Source organism: Chromohalobacter marismortui, from assembly GCF_004364315.1.
GTDB classification, from domain to species: Bacteria; Pseudomonadota; Gammaproteobacteria; order Pseudomonadales; family Halomonadaceae; genus Chromohalobacter; species Chromohalobacter marismortui.
Map to the genome: position 1 here is coordinate 393,179 of NZ_SOBR01000004.1, position 20,736 is coordinate 413,914.

At 60.8% G+C, this 20,736-nt stretch carries 19 protein-coding genes and 1 pseudogene; 10 read left to right on the forward strand and 10 right to left on the reverse strand.

The window, feature by feature from the left end:
* Window positions 1-29 precede the first annotated feature (29 nt).
* Together efeB and efeO are read left to right on the forward strand one after the other, a co-directional pair.
* Complete coding sequence (efeB, locus tag C8E00_RS11140; protein ID WP_133697568.1) at window positions 30-1,346, forward strand: iron uptake transporter deferrochelatase/peroxidase subunit; 1,317 nt, start codon at window positions 30-32, stop codon at window positions 1,344-1,346.
* A gap of 84 nt (window positions 1,347-1,430) precedes the next feature.
* Window positions 1,431-2,267: an iron uptake system protein EfeO gene (gene efeO, locus C8E00_RS11145; RefSeq protein WP_133697569.1), complete on the forward strand. Its 837-nt coding sequence runs from the start codon at window positions 1,431-1,433 to the stop codon at window positions 2,265-2,267.
* 51 nt (window positions 2,268-2,318) lie between these two features.
* Here the strand turns inward: efeO and C8E00_RS11150 are convergent, their stop codons facing one another.
* From C8E00_RS11150 to C8E00_RS11165, 4 genes are all read right to left on the reverse strand, one after another.
* A complete protein-coding gene (locus C8E00_RS11150; RefSeq protein WP_133697570.1) occupies window positions 2,319-3,164 on the reverse strand; it encodes a 23S rRNA (adenine(2030)-N(6))-methyltransferase RlmJ in 846 nt (281 codons plus the stop codon).
* Window positions 3,165-3,267: 103 nt separating this feature from the next.
* The gene (locus C8E00_RS16820) at window positions 3,268-3,948 is read right to left on the reverse strand and encodes a YiaD family glycine zipper/OmpA-like lipoprotein (RefSeq protein WP_133697571.1); all 681 of its coding nucleotides are present in this window, start codon (window positions 3,946-3,948) and stop codon (window positions 3,268-3,270) included.
* 73 nt (window positions 3,949-4,021) lie between these two features.
* Window positions 4,022-5,191: a radical SAM family heme chaperone HemW gene (gene hemW, locus C8E00_RS11160; RefSeq protein WP_133697572.1), complete on the reverse strand. Its 1,170-nt coding sequence runs from the start codon at window positions 5,189-5,191 to the stop codon at window positions 4,022-4,024.
* Window positions 5,188-5,793: an XTP/dITP diphosphatase gene (locus C8E00_RS11165; RefSeq protein WP_133697573.1), complete on the reverse strand. Its 606-nt coding sequence runs from the start codon at window positions 5,791-5,793 to the stop codon at window positions 5,188-5,190. Before C8E00_RS11165 ends, hemW begins: the two co-directional genes overlap by 4 nt.
* Before the next feature lie 425 nt (window positions 5,794-6,218).
* Between C8E00_RS11165 and C8E00_RS11170 the strand changes: the two genes are divergently transcribed.
* A complete protein-coding gene (locus C8E00_RS11170; protein WP_133697574.1) occupies window positions 6,219-6,902 on the forward strand; it encodes a LuxR C-terminal-related transcriptional regulator in 684 nt (227 codons plus the stop codon).
* 163 nt (window positions 6,903-7,065) lie between these two features.
* Here the strand turns inward: C8E00_RS11170 and C8E00_RS11175 are convergent, their stop codons facing one another.
* The 6 genes from C8E00_RS11175 to C8E00_RS11200 form a co-directional block, all read right to left on the reverse strand.
* Window positions 7,066-8,661 carry a bifunctional aminoglycoside phosphotransferase/ATP-binding protein gene (locus C8E00_RS11175; RefSeq protein WP_133697575.1) on the reverse strand — a complete coding sequence of 532 codons (1,596 nt, stop codon included), beginning with the start codon at window positions 8,659-8,661 and terminating at the stop codon, window positions 7,066-7,068.
* A 20-nt stretch (window positions 8,662-8,681) separates the two neighbouring features.
* A complete protein-coding gene (gene hemL / locus C8E00_RS11180) occupies window positions 8,682-9,971 on the reverse strand; it encodes a glutamate-1-semialdehyde 2,1-aminomutase (RefSeq protein WP_133697576.1) in 1,290 nt (429 codons plus the stop codon).
* Window positions 9,972-10,075: 104 nt separating this feature from the next.
* Window positions 10,076-10,732: a thiamine phosphate synthase gene (gene thiE, locus C8E00_RS11185; RefSeq protein ID WP_133697577.1), complete on the reverse strand. Its 657-nt coding sequence runs from the start codon at window positions 10,730-10,732 to the stop codon at window positions 10,076-10,078.
* Window positions 10,729-11,553 (reverse strand): bifunctional hydroxymethylpyrimidine kinase/phosphomethylpyrimidine kinase, encoded by an 825-nt coding sequence (gene thiD / locus C8E00_RS11190; protein ID WP_133697578.1) that lies wholly within the window; start codon window positions 11,551-11,553, stop codon window positions 10,729-10,731. The genes thiE and thiD overlap by 4 nt, the downstream gene beginning before the upstream one ends.
* Entirely contained in the window at window positions 11,553-11,984 is a 432-nt protein-coding gene (locus C8E00_RS11195; protein ID WP_133697579.1) for a CopD family protein, read from the reverse strand. Before C8E00_RS11195 ends, thiD begins: the two co-directional genes overlap by 1 nt.
* Window positions 11,985-12,044: 60 nt before the next feature.
* Complete coding sequence (locus tag C8E00_RS11200) at window positions 12,045-13,760, reverse strand: chloride channel protein (protein ID WP_166638309.1); 1,716 nt, start codon at window positions 13,758-13,760, stop codon at window positions 12,045-12,047.
* Between the two features lie 265 nt (window positions 13,761-14,025).
* Here C8E00_RS11200 and erpA point away from each other — a divergent pair, with 265 nt between their 5' ends.
* The 7 genes and pseudogenes from erpA to C8E00_RS11235 all read left to right on the forward strand — a co-directional run bounded on the left by erpA (window position 14,026) and on the right by C8E00_RS11235 (window position 20,730).
* A complete protein-coding gene (erpA, locus tag C8E00_RS11205; protein ID WP_133697581.1) occupies window positions 14,026-14,379 on the forward strand; it encodes an iron-sulfur cluster insertion protein ErpA in 354 nt (117 codons plus the stop codon).
* Window positions 14,380-14,520: 141 nt separating this feature from the next.
* Window positions 14,521-15,197: pseudogene (locus C8E00_RS11210) on the forward strand (transporter substrate-binding domain-containing protein).
* Window positions 15,198-15,309: 112 nt separating this feature from the next.
* Window positions 15,310-15,981, forward strand: coding sequence for an amino acid ABC transporter permease (locus tag C8E00_RS11215; protein WP_133697582.1), 672 nt, complete (start codon window positions 15,310-15,312; stop codon window positions 15,979-15,981).
* Window positions 15,982-15,993: 12 nt separating this feature from the next.
* Entirely contained in the window at window positions 15,994-16,779 is a 786-nt protein-coding gene (locus tag C8E00_RS11220) for an amino acid ABC transporter ATP-binding protein (RefSeq protein WP_133697583.1), read from the forward strand.
* A gap of 614 nt (window positions 16,780-17,393) precedes the next feature.
* Window positions 17,394-19,289 carry a tRNA uridine-5-carboxymethylaminomethyl(34) synthesis enzyme MnmG gene (gene mnmG, locus C8E00_RS11225; protein ID WP_133697584.1) on the forward strand — a complete coding sequence of 632 codons (1,896 nt, stop codon included), beginning with the start codon at window positions 17,394-17,396 and terminating at the stop codon, window positions 19,287-19,289.
* The gene (rsmG, locus tag C8E00_RS11230) at window positions 19,286-19,912 is read left to right on the forward strand and encodes a 16S rRNA (guanine(527)-N(7))-methyltransferase RsmG (protein WP_133697585.1); all 627 of its coding nucleotides are present in this window, start codon (window positions 19,286-19,288) and stop codon (window positions 19,910-19,912) included. Before mnmG ends, rsmG begins: the two co-directional genes overlap by 4 nt.
* A 50-nt stretch (window positions 19,913-19,962) precedes the next feature.
* Complete coding sequence (locus tag C8E00_RS11235; protein WP_133697586.1) at window positions 19,963-20,730, forward strand: ParA family protein; 768 nt, start codon at window positions 19,963-19,965, stop codon at window positions 20,728-20,730.
* Window positions 20,731-20,736 lie beyond the last annotated feature (6 nt).

Sequence of the window (20,736 nt, forward strand, 5' to 3'; positions counted from 1 at the left end):
CCATCCAGTCATCATCACGACGTATCGACATGAGTGATCAATCCGACAATACCTCACGCTGCCCCTTCGCATTGGATCGCCGTCGCTTTCTACAAGGGCTGGGAGCAGCCGGCGCCGCCGCCGGGCTGAGTGGTTCGGCCTGGGCCACGTCGCCTCCCGAGACCGACAACGCCCACGACGTCACCAGCGCACCGATCAGTACCACTACCCAGCAATCCCATCCTTTTCATGGCCGACACCAACAGGGAATTCTCACTCCCCGCCCGGCGACCGGCATGGTGGTCGCATGCGATGTACTGGCTTGGGACCGCGCCGGTCTGGAACGGCTGTTGCGTACTCTCACCGAGCGTATCGCCTTTCTGACCCAAGGGGGCACTTACCCCGAGCGCGACCCGAGCTACCCGCCGGCGGATTCCGGCATCCTCGGGCCGACCATCGCTCCGGACGCCCTGACCGTCACCGTCTCGCTGGGTGCCTCGCTGTTCGACGAGCGCTTCGGTCTGACCAGCGCCAAACCCAAGCATCTGCAACGCATGACAGGATTCCCCAACGACGCTCTGGACCCGACGCGTTGCCACGGCGACCTCTCGCTGCAGATCTGTGCCAACACCCACGATACGATCATTCACGCCCTGCGTGACATCATCAAGCACACGCCTGGACTTCTCATGGTGCGCTGGAAACAGGAAGGCACGGTGCCGGTCGTGCCGCCCAGCCACGACACCCCCACGCCTAGCGCGCGCAATTATCTGGGGTTTCGCGACGGTACCGCCAATCCAAGCACCGACGACGATGACCTGATGAATGCATTGGTGTGGAGCGGTACCGATCCCGGCGAACCCGACTGGACCCATGGCGGTAGTTACCAAGTGGTACGCATCATACGCAACTTCGTCGAACGCTGGGATCGCGCGCCATTGGGCGAACAAGAGGCGATCTTCGGGCGACGCAAGGACAGCGGCGCCCCACTCTCCGGGGGCAGCGAATACGACGCGCCCGACTACGCCAACGATGCCGACGGCAAGATCACCCCGTTGGATGCGCACATTCGGCTGGCCAACCCGCGTACCCCGGGCTTCGAGAAGCACCGTATCCTGCGCCGACCGTTCAACTATTCCAACGGCGTCGAGGCCAACGGCCAACTCGACATGGGACTGTTGTTCATCGTCTACCAGGCCGATCTCGAGGCCGGTTTCATCACCGTTCAAAACCGCCTCAACGGCGAACCTTTGGAGGAGTACATCAAGCCGGTGGGGGGCGGATACTTCTTCACGCTGCCGGGCGCTGTCGATGACCGCGACTTTCTCGGTCGTCCCCTACTGAAAGCGACCGCGACCGGTATTTGATCACAACGACAGGCGCTCCAAAGTGCCGCTAGCCATGACCGAACTGGCCTCGTGAACCACCCGATCCACTCAAGGAGTCACCGCATGTCACGTCGCTCTCTACTTTTTGCCGCCAGCGCCTTCGGCCTCATGACGCTGCAGACACCGGCCCAGGCGGACGTCGCGCCCGACGCGTTGGTCGAACCGGTAGCCGAGTACAAGCTTTACGTGCTCGATAACCTCGACCAGTTCGTCAGCCATACCGAGAAGTTTACTCAAGCCGTTGAACACGGCCATCTACAACGCGCCCAAGCGCTCTACGCCCCGACGCGGGTCTACTACGAACGCATCGAACCGATCGCAGAGCTATTCGCCGATCTCGATGCCAGCATCGACGCCCGCGAGGACGACTACGAAAACGGCGTCGAAGATCCCGACTTCACCGGCTTCCATCGTCTCGAGTACGGCCTCTTCAAGGAACGGACCACTCAAGGGTTCACATCCTACGCCAAGCGGCTGATGACAGACGTCAACGACCTCGAATCACGCGTACAGGGACTGACCTTTCCCCCGGCCAAGGTCGTCGGCGGTGCCGCCGCACTCATGGAAGAAGTCGCCGCGACCAAGGTCAGTGGGGAGGAAGATCGCTATAGCCATACCGACCTATGGGACTTTCAAGGCAATGTCGACGGTTCGCAGAAGATCTTCGAGCTGTTCAAGCCGCTGGTCGCCGAGGAGGACCCGGCATTCGTCCAGCGGGTGGAGAAAAACTTCGCCGCCGTCGAGGCCACGCTCGCCCACTACCGGCGTGAGGCTGACAATCCCGAGGCCGGTTTCGTCAGCTACGAAAAGGTCAGCCAGGCGGACCGGCGCGCCTTCGTTGGTCCGGTGACCGTGCTCGCCGAGGATCTCTCGACCCTGCGCGGTAAGCTGGGCCTGTAAAGGCCGCCATGCATCGTCGCCGGCCATCAGCCGGCGCCGTTGTCGCCTGGTTTACTCAGGCACCCACCACTGCGAGGTATGCATGGCCGTATCACCCAGGCAGCGTACGACACGCGCCAGGCTGTCATCGAGCTGCGTATCCACGCCCCAGGGCGGATTGAAGATCAGCATGCCGCTACCGTACATGCCATGCGCGGCATCACCGCGCGGATGCAGTTGCACCTCGCTACGCCAGACCTTGCGTACCCCACTGCGTCGGACGGCATCGAGCAACTCGTGGTGGCGCCCGCTGGGCAATAGCGGATACCAGATCAGGACGATGGCATGACGCACCTTGGCGGCCACGGCCTGCAACGTCTCCGCGACGTCGAGGTATTCTTGCTTGAGCTCGTAGCTGGGGTCGATGAGCACGCACAATCGTGGCGTGGCCGGGGGCAAGGAAGTGCGCAGGCCGGCCAGTCCATCGGTGTGCAAGCGGCGTGCCTGGGCAGGCAGCGCTTGGCTCTCGAGGTGACCCGCCTCGCCTGGGTGGAGCTCGTACACATCGAGCCGATCCTGCGCCCGGCACGCCTGGGAGAGCCACCAGGGCGAGCCCGGATAGTGGCTGAGCCGAGACGCAGCCTGTGCCGCAGCGAGTTGCTCGCACCATGGACCCAGCAGCGGATCGTCGGCCAGATGCTCACGCATCGACCAGAGACTCGCCACGCCTTGGCGATACTCCTTGAGGCGCTGCGTTTCCGTGGCGTCGAGGGGGTACAGCCCGCGCCCGGCGTGCGTATCCACATACGTGACAGGAGATGGTTTACGTAACAGATGGCGGAGAACGGCGAACACGGCGAGGTGCTTGTGGACGTCGGCGAAATTACCGGCGTGGTAGGCGTGCTGATAGGCGAGCATGAAAGGTTCCGAAACGACGTGAAGCGCGAAGTAAGCCCACGTCAGGGGCGCTGATGAGCCTGGCAGGCCGGGCCGGCACGAGCCGACCCGGCACCGTGGTCGCTTAGCTCTGCTGGGTGACGGGGACGAGGGTAATTTCGACACGCCGATTCTGGGCGCGTCCGCTTTCGGTCTCATTGCTGGCCACCGGTTGGCTTTCTCCGTATCCCACGGTATTGATACGGCTGGCGGCGACGCCCCCTTGATTGAGGTAATCGGCAACGGATTGCGCACGACGTTCCGAGAGACGCTGATTGTAGGCGGCGCTGCCGGTGCTGTCGGTATAGCCCGCGACCTTGATGTGCGTCTTGGGATACTCACGCATGACAGCAGTGGCATCGTTGAGTGCCTGCCGCGCGGGCGCTCTCAATTCGCTGGAATCGACCGCGAAGGTCACACTGCTGGGCATGTTGAGAACGATGTTGTCGCCCTGACGATCGACGCCGATGCCGGTTCCCTCGAGATCCTTGCGCAGTTGTTTTTCCTGAGCGTCCATGTAGGCGCCGACACCGCCGCCAATGGCCGCCCCGGCCGCCGCGCCGATCAAGGCCCGATCACGGCGGCTGGTGCTACCTTCGCCGGTCAGAGCCCCGGCAATCGCCCCCACAGCGGCACCAATACCCGCGCCACTCAAGGTCGCGCCATGCTCACTTTGCTGTCCGGGAGCTTGCGTGGTGTTGCTCGCACAGCCCGTCACGCCAATCGCCAAGGCCAACGGAACCGCCATCCATATCGAGCGTTGCATGCGTCCTTTCTCCTTACTGTGAATGCCTGTCGAAAAACGTCCTCGCGTTACTTCGAGTCGGTCGAGTCGTTTGTCACTGCTCATCGCAAAGCGCGAGCAAGTCGTTCAAGAATAACAGCCCATGCGGCGAGGCCTGTAGACGCTGCGCTGGGTCGTGCAGCAAGCCCTTGGCCCGCGCCTCTTCCAGTCGGGCGTCGAGCAGTGTATCAGGCAGACCGCTGCGTTCGCGCCAATAATGTCGCGGCACGCCCTGGGTGAGACGCAAGGCATTCATCAAGAACTCCAGCGGCAGATCCTGCGTCTCGAGGGCGCGACGTCCAGCGACGAAACCGCGTGGATCCTGTGCGCGGCGCAGATAGGCTTCCGGCTGACGCACCTTCCAGCGCCGTTCGATGGCCAGACTGCCATCCGTCTGCCAGGCGCTCAACTTGCCATGCGCCCCGGCGCCGATGCCGAGATAGTCACCGAACGTCCAGTAATTGAGGTTGTGGCGCGCCTGGCGATCGGGACGCGTGTAGGCAGAAATCTCGTAGCGGTGATAACCGGCGGCCTCGAGCCGCGCATGCCCCGCCGCCTGGATATCGCAGAGGACGTCTTCATCGGGCAAACGCGGAGGCTGCGAGTAGAACTCGGTATTGGGCTCGAGCGTGAGCTGATACCAGGAAATGTGCTCGGGTGCCAATGTCAGCGCCTGCTCGATATCCGCCATGGCGTCCTCCACCCCTTGTTCGGGGAGGCCGTGCATCAGATCGAGATTGATGTTGTCGAACCCCGCTGCGCGCGCATTGCGCAGCGCCTGGGCGGCTTCGTCACCGTCGTGAATACGCCCCAGACGCTCGAGCTGGCGTGACTGAAAACTTTGAACCCCCAGCGATAGACGATTGATACCCGCCTCGCGATAAGCCGCGAAACGATCATGCTCCACGGTCCCGGGATTGGCTTCCAGAGTGATTTCGATATCCGACGCGAACGCCAAGCGGGCCTGAATGGCGTCCAAAAGGCGCCGATACGCCGACCCACTCAACAGACTGGGCGTGCCACCGCCGATGAAGATACTCACCAGCTCTCGTCCACTGGCCAATGCCAGTTCCATATCCAGATCGGCGATCAAGGCGTCGACATAAGCACGCTCGGGAAGCGTTCGATCATGTCCCACGCCATGCGAGTTGAAATCACAATACGGGCATTTGCGCACGCACCAGGGCACGTGCACATAGAGTGACAAGGGAGGCAGATCGCTCATGAGTCGCCGGATAATTGAGCGAGCAGTGCGGTCATGGCACGGCCCCGGTGGCTAAGCCGGTTCTTGTCCTCGGCGGGCAACTCCGCCGCGCTCATGCCACGTTCCGGTACCCAGAAGAGCGGGTCATAACCGAAACCGTCCTCGCCCCGCGGGTGCGCAAGAATTTCTCCTTCCCAGGCACATTGCACGATATGCGGCACCGGATCCTCGGCATGACGCAAGTACACCAGTACGCACCAGAACCGCGCAGTACGCTGGCCTTCCGGCACGCCTTCGAGCGCCTCCAGGAGTTTGCGATTATTGGCGGCATCATCCTTGGGTTCGCCCGCAAAACGCGCCGAATAAATCCCCGGAGCGCCTTGCAGTGCATCGACATCCAGTCCCGAATCGTCCGCAAGCGCGGGAAAACCACTCACCCGCGAGGCTTCGCGCGCCTTGAGCAAGGCGTTTTCGACGAAGGTCAGGCCAGTTTCTTCGACCTCGGTCACGGCAAAGTCCTGCTGGGGACGCACCTCGTGGCCCAAGGGGCCCAGTAGATGCTGAAATTCACGCAATTTACCAGCATTGCCGCTGGCCAGTACCAAGGTCGTTCGATCAGCCATCGTGCTGTCTCCTTATCGCTCGGCCTCTCATTCTACGGACAGTCCGCCGGCCGGGGAACCGCTCTTTCCACAGACGAATACATCTATAAAAACAATAACTTATAAAACAATATTAGATTTATCATGCTTTAAAAGCAATAATCGTCTCATCCAAATGAAGGGGACTGCTGAAATTTCTCTCCAAGGCGCGCCGTCGCCCTCATCGCCACCTGGGTGACCTTGATCCAATCGGTTGATATTGCTTGAAAATCAAGCCCAGTAATAAAAAATTTAATATTATATTCTATTAAGTTTTAACTAAGAGGGGTTACTGTCTATTTACAAAGTGCACGTCTCGGATAAGGCTTGAAGACAATTCGGCATGAAACCGGTCATCAGAACGTCGGAAATGCCACAAAACGCCACACAATACCAGGATGGAACGCATGAGCATGGACAACACAAGGGTCCTGATGGTCACCGACTGCAATCCGCAGTCGCAGCTGTTCATCGATTATATTCGCCAGCAACTCGATTGCCAGGTGTCGGCACTGAGCACTCAGGAAAGCTTCGAGCCGCCTGAGGACTTCAAGATCGTGGTGTTGCTGGATGCCGATCATGTCGACGAAAACTGCATGCATCTATGGAACAGTCGTGCCAGCGAAAGCCCGGACATGATCCTGGCGGCTTTCAATCTGCGTGACGACGAGCATGCGGCCGAGTTGCTGATCAGTCTACATCTACAAGGCGTCTTTTATCGCCAAGACAACCTGCTGCTGATCTGCAAGGGCATTGCCAAGCTGCTCGAAGGCGACTTGTGGATGTCGCGCAACCTGATGACACGCTTGATCGACTTCTATCGTCGCCAACAGCTCAATGCGTATCGTCCGGTATGCGGGTTGACCCATCGCGAGCTGGAAATCATCGGTCTGCTGGGCACCGGCGCTTCCAACACCGAAATCGCCGATCAACTCTTCGTCAGTGAGCATACCGTCAAGTCGCATCTTTATAATATCTTCCGCAAGATCAAGGTCCATAATCGCATTCAGGCCATGAACTGGGCGCGTCAGAATCTCGGCGCGCCGCCCATGATCTCGCTGCGCAGCCCTCGCAAAGTACGCACGACATGACGCGAGCTTCCAAAAAAAACGCCGCTCCCGGAGGAGCAGCGCAATCTTGCGAGAATCACATCACGCACATGCCATGCGGCGATGTGACGACCCTGAACACCTCCTCAACGTAAAGGGGATGCATGACAGCGCCATGACACGCCCGCAACAGGAGGATGAACGTTCAGTTGAGTTGGATGCGCTCCTGGATCATCGAGACCAGGGTCAGATTGGCATCCGGCGCCGTGGTATCGAGATGGACCAAGTGACTCAGTTCGTCATCGGCGAAGGGTTCGAAACGTGCCAACTGGCGTTCGAGTACCTCGAGCCCCGCCTCGGAGGGATCGCCACCGCGCTGAGCCCGTTTTTCGATGCGTGCGCGCAGGGTCGCTTCATCCGCTTCGAAACTCACCAGCAGCACCGGCAATCCGCGCCGTTCGGCCTCGAAGCACAGTAACGTACGCTGGTCGCGTGTCAGGCAGGTGGCATCGACACAGGCGGGCAGCCCGGCCTCCAGCAAGATTCCCGCCAGTTCGGCGAGGCGCTCATAGGTACGCGCCGTCGCCTCGGCAGTATAGATATCGGTGCCATCAGTGGTGGTCGCCTGAGCCTCAAAACCGTACAGCCGCTTGCGTTCGATATCGGAGCGCACCCGCACGCCGCCCAGCCGCTTCACCATCTCGCCGGTGAAACGGCTCTTGCCGCTCCCCGAGACGCCTACGCCAACGATCAAATACGGGAAACGAAATTCGCTGTAACGCTCGGCCAAGGCAATGTAGTGCTGGTACTCCGCATACACGTTCTGGCGTTCGTCGGCCGTCAATTGCGGTTGCTGGTAATGCAGCATCGCCACCTTGGCCCGCACCAGTGCCCGATAAAGCTTGTAATAAGCGAGCAGGCGCACCAGTTCGTAATCACCGGACAGCTCCAGATAGCGATTGAGCACATGATGGGCGAAGGCCTGTTCACCGCGTGCTTCGAGATCCATCAACAAGAAGGCCAGCTCGCAACCGACATCGTTCCAGCGCAGTTCGGCGTTGAACTCCAGCCCGTCGAAGAGTAACGCGCGGCCCTCGAAGTGCACCGCGTTGCCAAGGTGAATATCGCCATGGATCTCGCGCACATAGCCTTCCCGCCAGCGTCGCTCGAACTCATGCTCGAGCCGCGCGAAACTATCCAGGCTCCAGGTCTCGAGCCGCGAAAGCCGCTCACGAGCCTGGGGATCGTCGAGCCGCGCCTCGATCAAGCGAAACTCTCGATCCAACGTGCGACGCACGGTATCCGGTGACCCCAGCGGGCTATCACCGCTGACGCGCGGCGCGTCTTCATGAAACGCCACCAATTGATCGACGAGGTCATCGAGTAATTCCACCGATAGCTCGCCACTCGTCTGCAGCGTGCTGAACAGATGGCGGTTACTGAACTGGCGCATCTTGACGGCATATTCGAACGGCGTGCCGCTACCATCCAGTCGCGGCGCCTCAGGGGTGCCACTGATGGGCACCGTCTCGAGATACAGCGCCGGCGCGAGTCGTCGATTGAGGCGCACTTCCTGCTCGCAGAGCCGGCGCCGCTTTTCGAGGGTGGAAAAATCCAGAAAGCTGCCGAAATCCAACGGCTTCTTGATCTTGTAGGCATAGTCGCCGGTCAGGATGACCCAGGAAATATGGGTTTCGAACACCTCGACCTCGCCGACCGAGTGGGCGAATGCCTGGCCTTGGCGCAATGCCTCGATCAATACCTGGCTCACTGAGCGTTCTCCCACATCCTGTCGTTGCATTGCATCGTTCACCTGTCGTGTCAGGCCTGTCCCAGTGTCGCCAGTACTCGTTCGGCGGCATCCAGCGTCGTCTGAATATCGGCTGCCGTGTGGGCGCTCGACATGAACCCTGCCTCGAACGGCGAAGGTGCCAGGTACACGCCTTCCTCGAGCATGCCCAGGAAGAAACGCCGGAAGGTATCGGCATCACAGGCAGTGGCCTGGGCGAAGTTATCGACGCGTTGCTGGGCCGTGAAGAAGACGCCGAACATGCCCCCCGCGCGTTGGGTGATCAGATCCACACCGGCCGCCTCCGCGCGGGCTTCCAGACCATCGCACAGCGTCGCCACGCGTTCGCCGAGCGCATCGTGGAAGCCCGGTTCGCGAAGCTTCTCGAGCAGCGCGATCCCCGCCGCCATGGCCAGCGGATTGCCGGCCAACGTGCCCGCCTGATAGATCGGCCCCAGCGGCGAGACCTGTTCCATGAGCTCGCGGGCACCGCCGAAAGCACCCACCGGCATGCCGCCGCCAACGATCTTGCCCAGGCAGGTCAAGTCCGGCGTCACGCCGAAGTGCGCCTGGGCGCCGCCCAGTGCCACGCGAAAGCCGGTCATCACCTCATCGAAGATCAGCACGCTGCCATGCGCATCGCACACCTCGCGCAGGCCCTTGAGGAAATCGGGCTGCGGCGGAATGCAATTCATGTTGCCTGCCACCGGTTCGACGATGATGCCGGCGATCTCGTCCCCTAGCTCGGCGAAACACGCACGTACCGCGTCCAGATCGTTGTAGGGCAGCGTCACGGTATGTTCGGCCAGGGACGCCGGCACGCCAGGCGAGCTGGGTTCGCCATGCGTCAGCGCACCGGAGCCGGCCTTGACCAGCAGCGAGTCGGAATGCCCGTGGTAATTGCCCTCGAACTTGACGATCTTGTCGCGCCCGGTATACCCGCGCGCCAGGCGGATCGCCGACATGGTGGCCTCGGTGCCCGAGTTGACCATGCGCACCATGTCGATGGACGGCATGATCTCGCAGATCAATTCCGCCATGCGTGTTTCGATGGCAGTCGGCGTGCCGAAGGACAACCCGTCGTCGAGACGATCGCGCACAGCCCCCAGCACATCAGGATCCGCGTGACCCGTGATCAAGGGGCCCCAGGAACCGACATAATCGATGTAGCGCTGTCCTTCGACATCGTAGAGGTAGGCGCCCTGGGCGCGCTCCACGAACACCGGTGCACGCTCCATGCCCTTGAAGGCACGCACGGGAGAATTCACACCGCCGGGGATGTGACGGCAGGCCTGCTCGAAGAGTTGTGCGGACGTGGTCATGACTTCCTCTGGCTGTGTGTGGCTAAACTAACGTGTCACTAAAAGACAGTGTGGATAACTCTCTGGACAGGTCGAACAACTCGTCGCTCGGCCCTGTGGATAATTCATTTGCGTGCCGCGTCGCCGAGACTCGCCTGCAAGCCTCTGACGGCAACAGCGGGATCGTCGGCGCCGAAGACGGCATGTACCGTGGCCAGCAACTCCGCACCGGCCTCCCGGGCCAGACGCATAGTGTGGACGTCGAGCCCCCCGATCGCCACACGCGGTAGGCCAAAACGTGCCGCATCGCCGAGCAGCGTCAAGGGCGCCGGTGGTGCCTCCGGCTTGGTGTGCGAGGCGAAGAAGCGGCCAAAGGCCAGGTAGCTGGCCCCGTCAGCCGTCGCACGTTCGGCCAGATCGAGACGCGCATGACAGGTCGCGCCGATGATCGCCGAGGGCCCCAGGGCCTCGCGCGCGGTATCCAGCGCGCCATCCTGCTGCCCCAGGTGCACCCCGATAGTAGTGCCGAAACGCACCTTCAAGCGCATCGCCAGGGCAATATCATCGTTGATGATCAACGGCACGCCAGCATCGTGGCAATACCCAGCCAAGACAGCGGCCTGGCGCCAGCGCTTGACGGCATCCGCCGACTTGTCGCGATACTGCAGCAGCGCCGGGCCGGCGCTCAAGGCGCGCTCGCACGCCGCGAACAAGCGCTCATCGTCCGGCAGCAGCGTCGCATCGGTAATGGCGTAAATCCCGCGTGTCCAATCCGCCGTCATCTCGCCTCGCTCTCGAAGGGCGGCAATCGCCACAGGCGATCGGGCAATGCCTGACCACCCCCGGGTCGCTGTGCATGCACCAGACTGTCCCACGCCACGCGCTGAGCTTGACTACAGGCTTCGATCAAGGATTCGCCGCATGCCAGGCGCGCGGCAAGCGACGCCGCCAGGGTGCATCCCGAGCCATGATAATCGCCCGCCAGGCGTGGCCAGCGCCACTGACGGCTATTGTCGGGTGTATGCAGGGTGTGGACAACCTCATCGCGCACGGGCGTCTCTTCTTCCCAGGCATCGGCACCGGTGACCAGAATCGCCTGTGCGCCCAGCGACATCAGCGCCACCACTCGATCCACCTCGCTGCCGGAAAGCGCGCTCAAACGCGCCAGCTCCTGGCGATTGGGCGTCAAGATATCCACTAACGGGAGCAGACGTTCACGGAACATCGCCACATTGTCGTCGGGCACCAATGCACTGCCGCCACCGGCGCGCATCACCGGGTCGACGATCAGTGGCAGATGGGGATGCGCGCGCACCACGGCGATGACCGCCTCGAGGGACGCGCGGTCGGCGATCAACCCCACCTTGATGGCACTGATCTCGATATCCGCGAACAAGGCCGCGCAGGCACTTTCGATGCTCTCGCGCGAACACGGCATGACACGCTGTACGTCACGCGTGGTCTGCACCGTCAGCGCAGTGGGCACGGTCAATGGCCACCCGCCGCAGGCGCGAATGGCTTCGGCATCGGCGGTCAGCCCCGCGCCGCTGGTGGGATCATGTCCAGCCAATACCAGTACCGTCGGTAATCTTGGTGTCGCCATCAAAACGGCTGAAACATGACGAGCAGGATGATGGCAAACAGCAGCAGGATAGGAATACCATTGAAGATACGCAGGAATTTCAGACTCTTCTGGCAACGTCCCGCCGCGAACTGCTTGAGATAGGCCAGACAGACATGGTGGTAGCCGATCAACAATGCGACCAGCAGCAGCTTGACATGAAACGAGCCATTACTCATGACGCTCGGCACCAGATAGATCAGCAGCCCTCCAAAAACGATCACCGCGAGCATCGCCGGCAACATGATGCCCTTGTAGAGGCGCCGTTCCATGAGTTGAAAGTAACTCATCGCCTGTTGATCGCCATGATCGCGCGCCTGGGCATGATAGACGAACACTCGCGGAAGAAAGAAAAGTGCCGCGAACCAGGTCATGACGGCAACCAGATGCAACGATAAGATCAAATGATACATGGCGAGTCCTTAATGCTAGTCCTGCGTTCTTTCAGAAAATGCCCCGGCGCCGTACCGGCGTCATTTGTTACGGTAGTAGTTTTCGATGGCGTCGCGGGTGATGATACCTGAAATCTTGCGGATCAGCGGCGCCGTGGTGTGTTCGACGTAGAGCGCATCGACACCGTACTTGTTGAGTTGTTCGAAGGCCTCCGAGAGTGTTGCCTGCAAGGCAATGGGCGCCAGATCGACACGCTGTCCGGGGATTTCGAGCAGGTCGAAACGGGCTTCGTCTTGCCATTTTTCATCGAGCATGAGCCGTGCCAGTCCGGCCGCCTTGAGTCCCACCGGGGGGTTGTCGTTTTCGCGTGACACCACCAGCCAGGTCGGTTTGCCGGCCAGTAGCTCCTGGGCCTGGGCCCGCGACAGCACACGCGGTGCTCGCGCCACGCTGCGTTCCATGACGGCGGGCACCGCGACCCTCGATAATGCTTGCAGCAAAGGGCGCTGCAGGGGATGCAGGCCTTGGTCATCGAGCGTGGCGATGAAAAACCCCGAGCAGTGATAGCCCTGACGCGCCACCAATACCGCGACGACCACCGCCAGCATGCCCGGCAACAAGATGGTCGAATTATGTGTCAACTCCAGAAGTGCCATCAGCGCCGCCAGCGGTGCCTGAAGCACGGCCCCCATCATGGCGGCCATCCCCAATAGCGAAAACATCACCGGCGACGAGCCCAGTGCGGGTAGCAACGCGGCCCACAACAAGCCGCACAGCGACCCCAGGGCCGCTCCCGCCACCAGAATCGGCCCGATGATGCTGACCGGCACCCCGAAGGCGATGGTCAGGGCCGTCAGTGCCAACTTGCCGAGTGCCAAGGCGATCAATACATCCAACGCCGGTTGACCGACGAGCATGTTTTCCAGCGAGTCGTACCCCATGCCCTGAACCTGAGGATACCACCAGGCCAATGCCGCCACCGCGACGCCCACCGCCAGGAACCGCCCCCACACGGGCAGACGCGTCTGCCATGTCGTGGGCTTGGCCAGGCGTACGAAACCGCCAGCCACCAATCCGATCAATATCGCCGTGACCACGATCCAAGGCAGATCGAACAACGAGACCAAGTGCACGCTGGGGACGGAGAAGGCGGGTTGGGAGCCATAAGCCAGTTGCGAGACCACGGCACCGGTGGTCGACGCCAGGATGACCGGCATGAAGCCAGTGATGGTATACTCCATCATCACCACTTCCATGGCGAAGATGACACCGGCGATGGGCGTATTGAACGACGCAGCGATGCCCGCCGCAGTGCCACATCCCACCAGCACGCGCAGGCTGTTGTGCGGCAATCGCATGGCTTGACCAATCCAGCTCGACGCCGCCGCGCCCAGGTGAATGGCGGGTCCCTCGCGCCCCGCCGAGAGTCCCCCCAGCAACGCCACCAGCCCCACCCACCACTGGGTGATCCAGTTGCGTAGCGGCATCTTGCCTTGATGGTAGGTCAACCGTTCGATGACATGCCCGATACCGATCTTGCCGGCACTCTTCGGCATGCGCCACAGCCACACCCCGATCAGTGCCACGGCGATCAAGGGCAATACCACACGCAGCGGTACCGCGAGACGTTCGAAAGCCTCGGGATCGCCATCCGGCATGAAGGTCAGTGCTCCAAGTTCCAACACGCCACGAAACACCACCATCAAACCGCCGGTCAGGAGCCCCGAGAGGACACCCAGCAAACATAATTGCGGCAAGGCATCGACATTCGCCAAACGGCGACGAAAAACTTCCATGCTAGGCCGCTTGAGCGGTGGTCGAAACCGACGCAAAGGCACACCCTATCTCCCATGAACGGATGGTCTCCACCGGAGACATGACAGGCGCTATGGGGTCACGCCCCGGCGTCGCCACGACAAACGAACGCAGCGCATGCTTTATCATACACCTTAGTGAAGGGCGGTAGGCAGCGCCCAAGATCAATACAAAGTTGACCGTTTTGCTTGGTTTTAACGATAATAGGAAGCTATATGCCATACGATGGATTAAGGAGGGCCACCCATGAGCGGGGCTGAATCGTTCGTCCCGGCGCCCATGTTCTTGACCGATGCCGCCGCCCAGCGTCTGGGCGTCCTGGTCGAAGAAGAGGGCAATCCGGGGCTCAAATTGCGTGTCTACGTCACCGGCGGAGGCTGCTCTGGCTTCCAGTACGGCTTCGATTTCGCCGACACTGTCGGCGACGAGGATACCGTCATCGAACATGGCGGAGCATCGATGATCATCGATGCTCTCTCGTACCAGTATCTGGTCGGCTCTACGGTGGATTTCGAGGAAGGCCTTGCCGGCGCACGCTTCATCATCAAGAACCCCAACGCCACATCCACCTGTGGCTGCGGCGCCTCGTTCGCCGTTTGAGCAATCCTGCAATGCCTCGGGCGTCCGCCAGGCGGATGCCCTACCTACCCTTTTCTCGCGTCCCCCACCACCACTTGACGCCCCTCGCGGGACTCGTCAATGTAGAGCTGGTCCCATCAACAACACCAAACGGGGAACGCTATGAACCCATCATTTCTAAAATCCGTCTCGCTGGCTTCTGCACTGACACTAGGTATTGGTGTCTCTGCCGTGACCCAGGCTGAAACCTTGAGCGCCGTCACCGACCCGAGTTTCGTACCGTTCGAGATGATGGACAAGGAAACCGGCAAGATGGTCGGCTTCGACATGGATATCCTGCGCGAAATCTCCGACCGCGCCGGCTTCGATATCAACCTGCGGACGATGGATTTCAACGGCATCATTCCAGCCGTGCAGACCGGCAATGCCGATCTGGCCATCGCGGGCATCACCATCACCGACGAACGCGAGAAAGTCGTCGATTTCAGCGACCCCTACTACGACAGTGGCCTGCGCATCCTGGTCCCCGCCGGCAACGAGAACATCGATGAGCTCAGCGACCTCGAAGGCAAGCGCATCGGAACCAAGATCGGTTCGACCAGCTACAACTATCTGCAGAAAAACCTCGGCGACAGTGCCGAAATCAAGCCCTACCCCGGCAGCGCCGAAAGGCCGAGGTCGTCGGACCACTCTACGAGGGACAGCAATACGGCATCGCCTTTACTGATGGAAGTCCGTGGGTCGAGCCCGCCAACAAGGCACTCGCCTCAATGAAAGAAGATGGCACTTACGCCGAAATCTACAAAAAGTGGTTTGGCGAAATGCCCGACAGCCAATAAACGTTCTTTGCCACATGTCGGGGCCGGGTCGCCACAGCACCCGGCCCTATTGCGTTCTTCACTTTGACACGTGGCTCGCCGGACGCTGGCGAGCCACGCCGGAGATTCCGACGTGGACGTCACTTTCCAGTTCGATTGGCAGGCAGCTATCGCCTCCATACCCTACTTGCTCGAAGGTATCCCCTGGACCCTACTGATTTCGTTCGGCGGTCTTGCTATCGGCTTTTTAATCGGTATTTTCTTTGGCCTGTTGCGCATTAGTCCGTTAAGACTTTTGAAGTGGCCGGCCGTCACCTATATCGAAATATTCCGTGGTACACCGGTCCTCGTCCAGGTGCTGTTCATATTCTACGGCTTGCCACAAATCCTCGGCGGCCCCATCGACGCCGTCACCGCAGGTATCGCGGCCATCGCCTTGAACGCGGGGGCTTATATCTCGGAAATCGTGCGTGGCGGGGTGCAATCCATCGACCGAGGACAACGCGAAGCGGGCCTGTCATTGGGCTTATCGAGAGTCGACACCTTCCGCTACATCATTTGGCCACAAGCCTTGCGCCGGATGATTCCTGCACTTGGCAATCAAGGTATCGTCAGTATCAAGGATACCTCGTTGTTCTCGGTGATCGGCGTGGGTGAATTGGTTCGCCAAGGACAAATCTATATCGCCACGACCTTCACCGCACTCGAGGTATATTTCATGGTGGCCATGCTCTATCTGGTAATCACCTTAAGTCTTTCTTTAGCCCTGCGCATGGTCGAGCGCCGTGGTCTGGTCGGTCAATGAGGAGCCAATGCCATGAATGACAACCCCCAACATGAAACGTCCCCGGCAACGGCTCAGTCCATCGTCCATATGGAGAAGGTCAACAAATATTTCGGCAGCCTGCATGTCATGCAGGATATCGATCTTGAGATAACCGCCGGCGAGGTGGTCGTCATCGTCGGCGCCAGCGGCTCCGGCAAATCGACGCTCATTCGCTGTGTCAACGGCCTCGAGGAGTTTCAATCGGGACGCATCGTCGTCGATGGCAACGAACTCACACCGCACGGCAAGGGCGGGAAATCGTTGCAGACCATTCGCACCGAAGTCGGCATGGTCTTCCAGCAATTCAATCTATTCCCTCACTTGTCGGTGCATGCCAACGTGACCCTGGCCCCTGAAAAGGTACGCGGGCTTGATAGCGGCAAGGCACGCCAAATCGCCGATCGACTGCTCGAGCGTGTGGGAATCACCGATCAAGCCGACAAGTACCCCGGCCAACTCTCCGGCGGGCAGCAGCAGCGTGTGGCCCTGGCACGCGCATTGGCCATGGAACCGCGCCTGATGCTCTTCGACGAACCCACCTCGGCACTCGATCCGGAAATGATCGGCGAAGTGCTCGACGCCATGCGCGAACTGGCCAATGAGGGCATGACGATGATGATCGTGACCCACGAAATGGGCTTCGCTCGAGAGGTCGCCGATCGCGTCATCTTCGTGCATGGCGGTCGCATCGTCGAAGAAGGAACCCCACAGGACGTCTTCGACCACCCTCAACACGAACGTACCCAATCCTTCCTCTCCCGCGTACTCAAGCACTAACGTTCTCGAGTAAGCGCATTGCCAAGCGTCAAGTAACGCTTCCCCCTGGTGATAAAGCAGCGATTTCCGAATCGCTGCCTCCCCCCTATCGTCTCCACAGGGCCATTTTTTGCCTGTGTATAACATGGATGCCACGACTCGCTTATTCTCGCCGCAAGCCCCGTCATGCGCGGGTTTAGAGGCAATGTTGCTGGATGTTGATCACTATGGGCGGGGCTCGGGTATGAGGCTGGGGATAAGTGGTGCACGATCCGCCCTGTGGAAAATCACCACTTCCATCCACAGGACGTCCCCCGTTCCCACGCAGGCTGTCGGCATTTTTTCCGAGCAAGGGCAAACACCATAACCATCTGAAAAAAATGTATATTTTTAACTTATCCCCAGATTTTGCCGAGACCAGTAATAACAACAACAACAGAACTTCTTTTAAATTCTATATTGTTATTAATAGAAAGCCCCGGGGAAGGACCACTCACTGGCAATCCATGTGTGGAAAACCCTGACGGTTACTCACAAGGGGTTTATACTGTCCGGCTATTTGCCGAGCTCGTTGCAATGCATTGAGCTCGCCGACATGCACGACCGCAGCGAGATGCTGCGATTCGAGGTGTAACGTGGATTACCCAGACCGCTTTGATGTCATTGTCATCGGCGGGGGCCATGCGGGAACCGAAGCCGCATTGGCTGCCGCCCGCATGGGCTGTCAGACGCTATTGCTGACGCATAACATCGAGACGCTCGGGCAGATGTCCTGCAATCCCGCCATCGGCGGGATCGGCAAGAGTCATCTGGTCAAGGAAATCGATGCACTCGGCGGCGCCATGGCGCATGCCACCGATCTCGGTGGCATACAGTTCCGTGTGCTCAATGCCCGCAAGGGCCCCGCCGTACGCGCCACACGGGCCCAAGCCGACCGCGTCCGTTACAAGGCCGCGATTCGCAGCCAGCTGGAAAACCAGTCCCATTTGACGCTCTTCCAGCAAGCCGCCGACGACCTGATCGTCGATGGCGACACGGTGCGAGGCGTCGTGACGCAGACCGGGATCCGCGTCTACGGCGAAAGCGTGGTGCTGTGTACCGGTACCTTCCTCGGTGGCGTTATCCACATCGGGTTGGACAATCACTCCGGCGGGCGTGCCGGGGATCCGCCTTCCAATGCACTGGCGCAGCGGTTGCGTGCCCTGCCGTTCAACGTCGATCGGCTCAAGACCGGGACACCGCCGCGCCTGGATGCCAAAAGCGTGGATTTCTCGGTGCTCGAAACGCAGCCTGGCGACACGCCGACACCGGTCATGTCGTATCTAGGCAATCGCGAGCAACATCCCCGTCAGATGAATTGCCATATTGCGCATACCAACGCGCGTACTCATGAAATCATCCACGCTAACCTCGATCGTTCGCCGATGTACTCCGGCGTGATCGGTGGTGTTGGACCGCGCTACTGCCCGTCCATCGAAGACAAGGTGAATCGCTTCGCCGACAAATCGAGTCACCAGATCTTCGTCGAGCCCGAAGGCCTCGATACCCACGAGCTCTATCCCAATGGGATCTCGACGTCGCTGCCCTTCGACGTGCAGTTCCAGGTGGTGCGTTCGATCAAAGGCTTCGAGAACGCGCACATCACGCGTCCCGGTTATGCCATCGAATATGATTTCTTCGATCCACGCGATCTGCGTCACTCGCTGGAAACCAAATTTATCCACAACCTGTTCTTCGCCGGCCAGATCAACGGCACGACGGGGTACGAGGAAGCGGCCGCCCAAGGGTTGCTGGCGGGTCTCAACGCGGCACGCCGCGCCCAGGGGCTGGATACCTGGACGCCGCGCCGCGACGAGGCTTATCTCGGCGTGCTGGTCGACGATCTAATCACCATGGGCACCCAAGAGCCCTATCGCATGTTCACCTCGCGTGCCGAACATCGTCTGCTGCTGCGCGAGGACAATGCCGACTTGCGTCTCACCGAGATTGGTCGAGACCTGGGACTCGTCGATGACGAGCGTTGGCAGCGCTTTTCCACCAAGCGCGAGGCCATCGCCCGCGAATCCGAACGCTTACGGGATACCTGGGTGCAGCCCAGCAGCGAGCTGGCCAAGCGGTTGTCGGGCAAGCTCGACAAGTCCTTGGCCCGCGAGTATCGCCTGGCGGATCTGCTCAAGCGACCCGAACTGACGCATGCCGATCTCGCCGACGCTGCGCCCGAGCTCGATCCGGCCGTCGCCGATCAGGTGCAAATACAAGCCAAGTACGAAGGCTATATTGCGCGCCAGCAGGACGAGATCGATCGTCTGCGTCGCCATGAGGCCTTGCGCCTGCCCGAGGAACTGGACTACGCCCGCATCGACGGTCTGTCCCATGAGATCCGTCAGAAGCTCGAGGCCGCTCGACCCGAGACGCTGGCGCAGGCCGGGCGAATTTCAGGGGTCACGCCGGCCGCCGTATCGCTGCTTCTGGTGCATCTCAAGAAGCGTCGCCTGATCGATGAGCAGGACCTGCAGGCGGCCAACGCATGACCCCGGCTTGTGAAACGCGACTCGATACCGGTCTCGCCACGCTTGGGTTGGATATCGATGTCACTGTCCGCAAGCGTTTGCTTGCGTTGCTCGCGTTGTTGCACAAGTGGAATCGCGCCTATAACCTCACCGCGGTACGCGATCCTGAGCAGATGGTTACCCGTCATCTGCTCGATAGCGCCAGCATCGCGACCGCCGTGCGCGGCCCGACGTTGCTCGATGTCGGCGCGGGCGCCGGATTGCCGGGTCTGGTATTGGCGATACTCGATCCGTCACTCGCGGTGACCATGCTCGACGGCAATGGCAAAAAAGTACGCTTTCAGCGCCAAGCCGTTCTAGAGTTGGGGCTGGATAACGTCACGCCGGTGCAAGCGCGGGTCGAAACCTTCGAGCATGGCGGGTTCGACCAGATCGTCTCGCGGGCTTTCGCCCAGTTGGCGACGTTCGTCGAGCTCACGCGCCCGCTGCTGGCAAAAGGCGGTGAATGGCTGGCAATGAAGGGACGCGATGCCGCGTCCGAACTCGCCGAGCTGCCGCCGGACGTGACGTTGGTCGAGCGCCGCGAGCTGGAAGTACCGGGCGATGAGGCGCAACGCGTGCTCGTGCGCCTACGACCGAGTTAATGCCACTCGCGCTGCCGTTTTCGGGAGTTGTCGATTAAAGGGAGTCGATCGTGACCAAGATAATCGCCTTGACCAACCAGAAGGGCGGCGTTGGCAAGACCACCACCGCGGTCAATCTCGCGGCCTGCCTTGCCGCGCTGGACAAGCGAGTGCTATTGGTCGACCTCGACCCCCAGGGGCATGCCACCATGGGCAGCGGCATCGACAAGCACGAACTCGATGGCAGCGTGCTCGAGGTATTGCTCGAAGGACGGCGTGCCAGCGAGGTCATTCTCGACTGCCCCGACGCCGGCTATGCCCTGCTGCCCGGCAATGGTGATCTGACTGCCGCCGAGGTCGACCTGCTCGATCGCGACGGCCGCGAGCGTTGCCTGGCCGAGGCGCTGGGCAGCGTCGCAGCCAGCTATGACGTGGTGATCATCGACTGTCCGCCGTCCCTCAACATGCTGACCGTCAACGCTCTGACCGCGGCGGACGGGGTATTGATCCCGTTGCAATGCGAGTTCTATGCGCTGGAGGGCCTTTCCGCGCTGCTGGATACCGTCGAGCAGATTCAGGCCAGCGTGAATTCCGCGCTGGAGGTGTTCGGTATCGTGCGCACCATGTACGACGCGCGCAATAGCCTCACGCGCGATGTCAGCAAGCAATTGAGCCAGTATTTCGGCGACACGCTGCTCAAGGCGACCATTCCGCGTAACGTACGCGTCGCCGAGGCACCGAGCCATGGCTTGCCGGTTACCAAGTACGCCCGCCTGTCGCGGGGAAGCCAAGCCCATCGGGTGCTGGCCAAGGAACTGATTCGCCGCCTGTCGCTATGAACCGCG

Excerpts from the sequence above, each read along its gene's own strand:
- efeB (WP_133697568.1), top strand. The coding sequence starts at position 30 with ATGAGTGATCAATCCGACAATACCTCACGCTGCCCCTTCGCATTGGAT.
- hemL (WP_133697576.1), bottom strand. The coding sequence starts at position 9,971 with ATGACCACGTCCGCACAACTCTTCGAGCAGGCCTGCCGTCACATCCCC.
- C8E00_RS11150 (WP_133697570.1), bottom strand. The coding sequence starts at position 3,164 with ATGCTCGCCTATCAGCACGCCTACCACGCCGGTAATTTCGCCGACGTC.
- efeO (WP_133697569.1), top strand. The coding sequence starts at position 1,431 with ATGTCACGTCGCTCTCTACTTTTTGCCGCCAGCGCCTTCGGCCTCATG.
- C8E00_RS11165 (WP_133697573.1), bottom strand. The coding sequence starts at position 5,793 with ATGGCTGATCGAACGACCTTGGTACTGGCCAGCGGCAATGCTGGTAAA.
- erpA (WP_133697581.1), top strand. The coding sequence starts at position 14,026 with ATGAGCGGGGCTGAATCGTTCGTCCCGGCGCCCATGTTCTTGACCGAT.
- hemW (WP_133697572.1), bottom strand. The coding sequence starts at position 5,191 with ATGAGCGATCTGCCTCCCTTGTCACTCTATGTGCACGTGCCCTGGTGC.
- C8E00_RS11200 (WP_166638309.1), bottom strand. The coding sequence starts at position 13,760 with ATGGAAGTTTTTCGTCGCCGTTTGGCGAATGTCGATGCCTTGCCGCAA.
- rsmG (WP_133697585.1), top strand. The coding sequence starts at position 19,286 with ATGACCCCGGCTTGTGAAACGCGACTCGATACCGGTCTCGCCACGCTT.
- thiE (WP_133697577.1), bottom strand. The coding sequence starts at position 10,732 with ATGACGGCGGATTGGACACGCGGGATTTACGCCATTACCGATGCGACG.
- C8E00_RS11220 (WP_133697583.1), top strand. The coding sequence starts at position 15,994 with ATGAATGACAACCCCCAACATGAAACGTCCCCGGCAACGGCTCAGTCC.
- C8E00_RS11170 (WP_133697574.1), top strand. The coding sequence starts at position 6,219 with ATGAGCATGGACAACACAAGGGTCCTGATGGTCACCGACTGCAATCCG.
- thiD (WP_133697578.1), bottom strand. The coding sequence starts at position 11,553 with ATGGCGACACCAAGATTACCGACGGTACTGGTATTGGCTGGACATGAT.
- C8E00_RS16820 (WP_133697571.1), bottom strand. The coding sequence starts at position 3,948 with ATGCAACGCTCGATATGGATGGCGGTTCCGTTGGCCTTGGCGATTGGC.
- C8E00_RS11195 (WP_133697579.1), bottom strand. The coding sequence starts at position 11,984 with ATGTATCATTTGATCTTATCGTTGCATCTGGTTGCCGTCATGACCTGG.
- C8E00_RS11175 (WP_133697575.1), bottom strand. The coding sequence starts at position 8,661 with ATGCAACGACAGGATGTGGGAGAACGCTCAGTGAGCCAGGTATTGATC.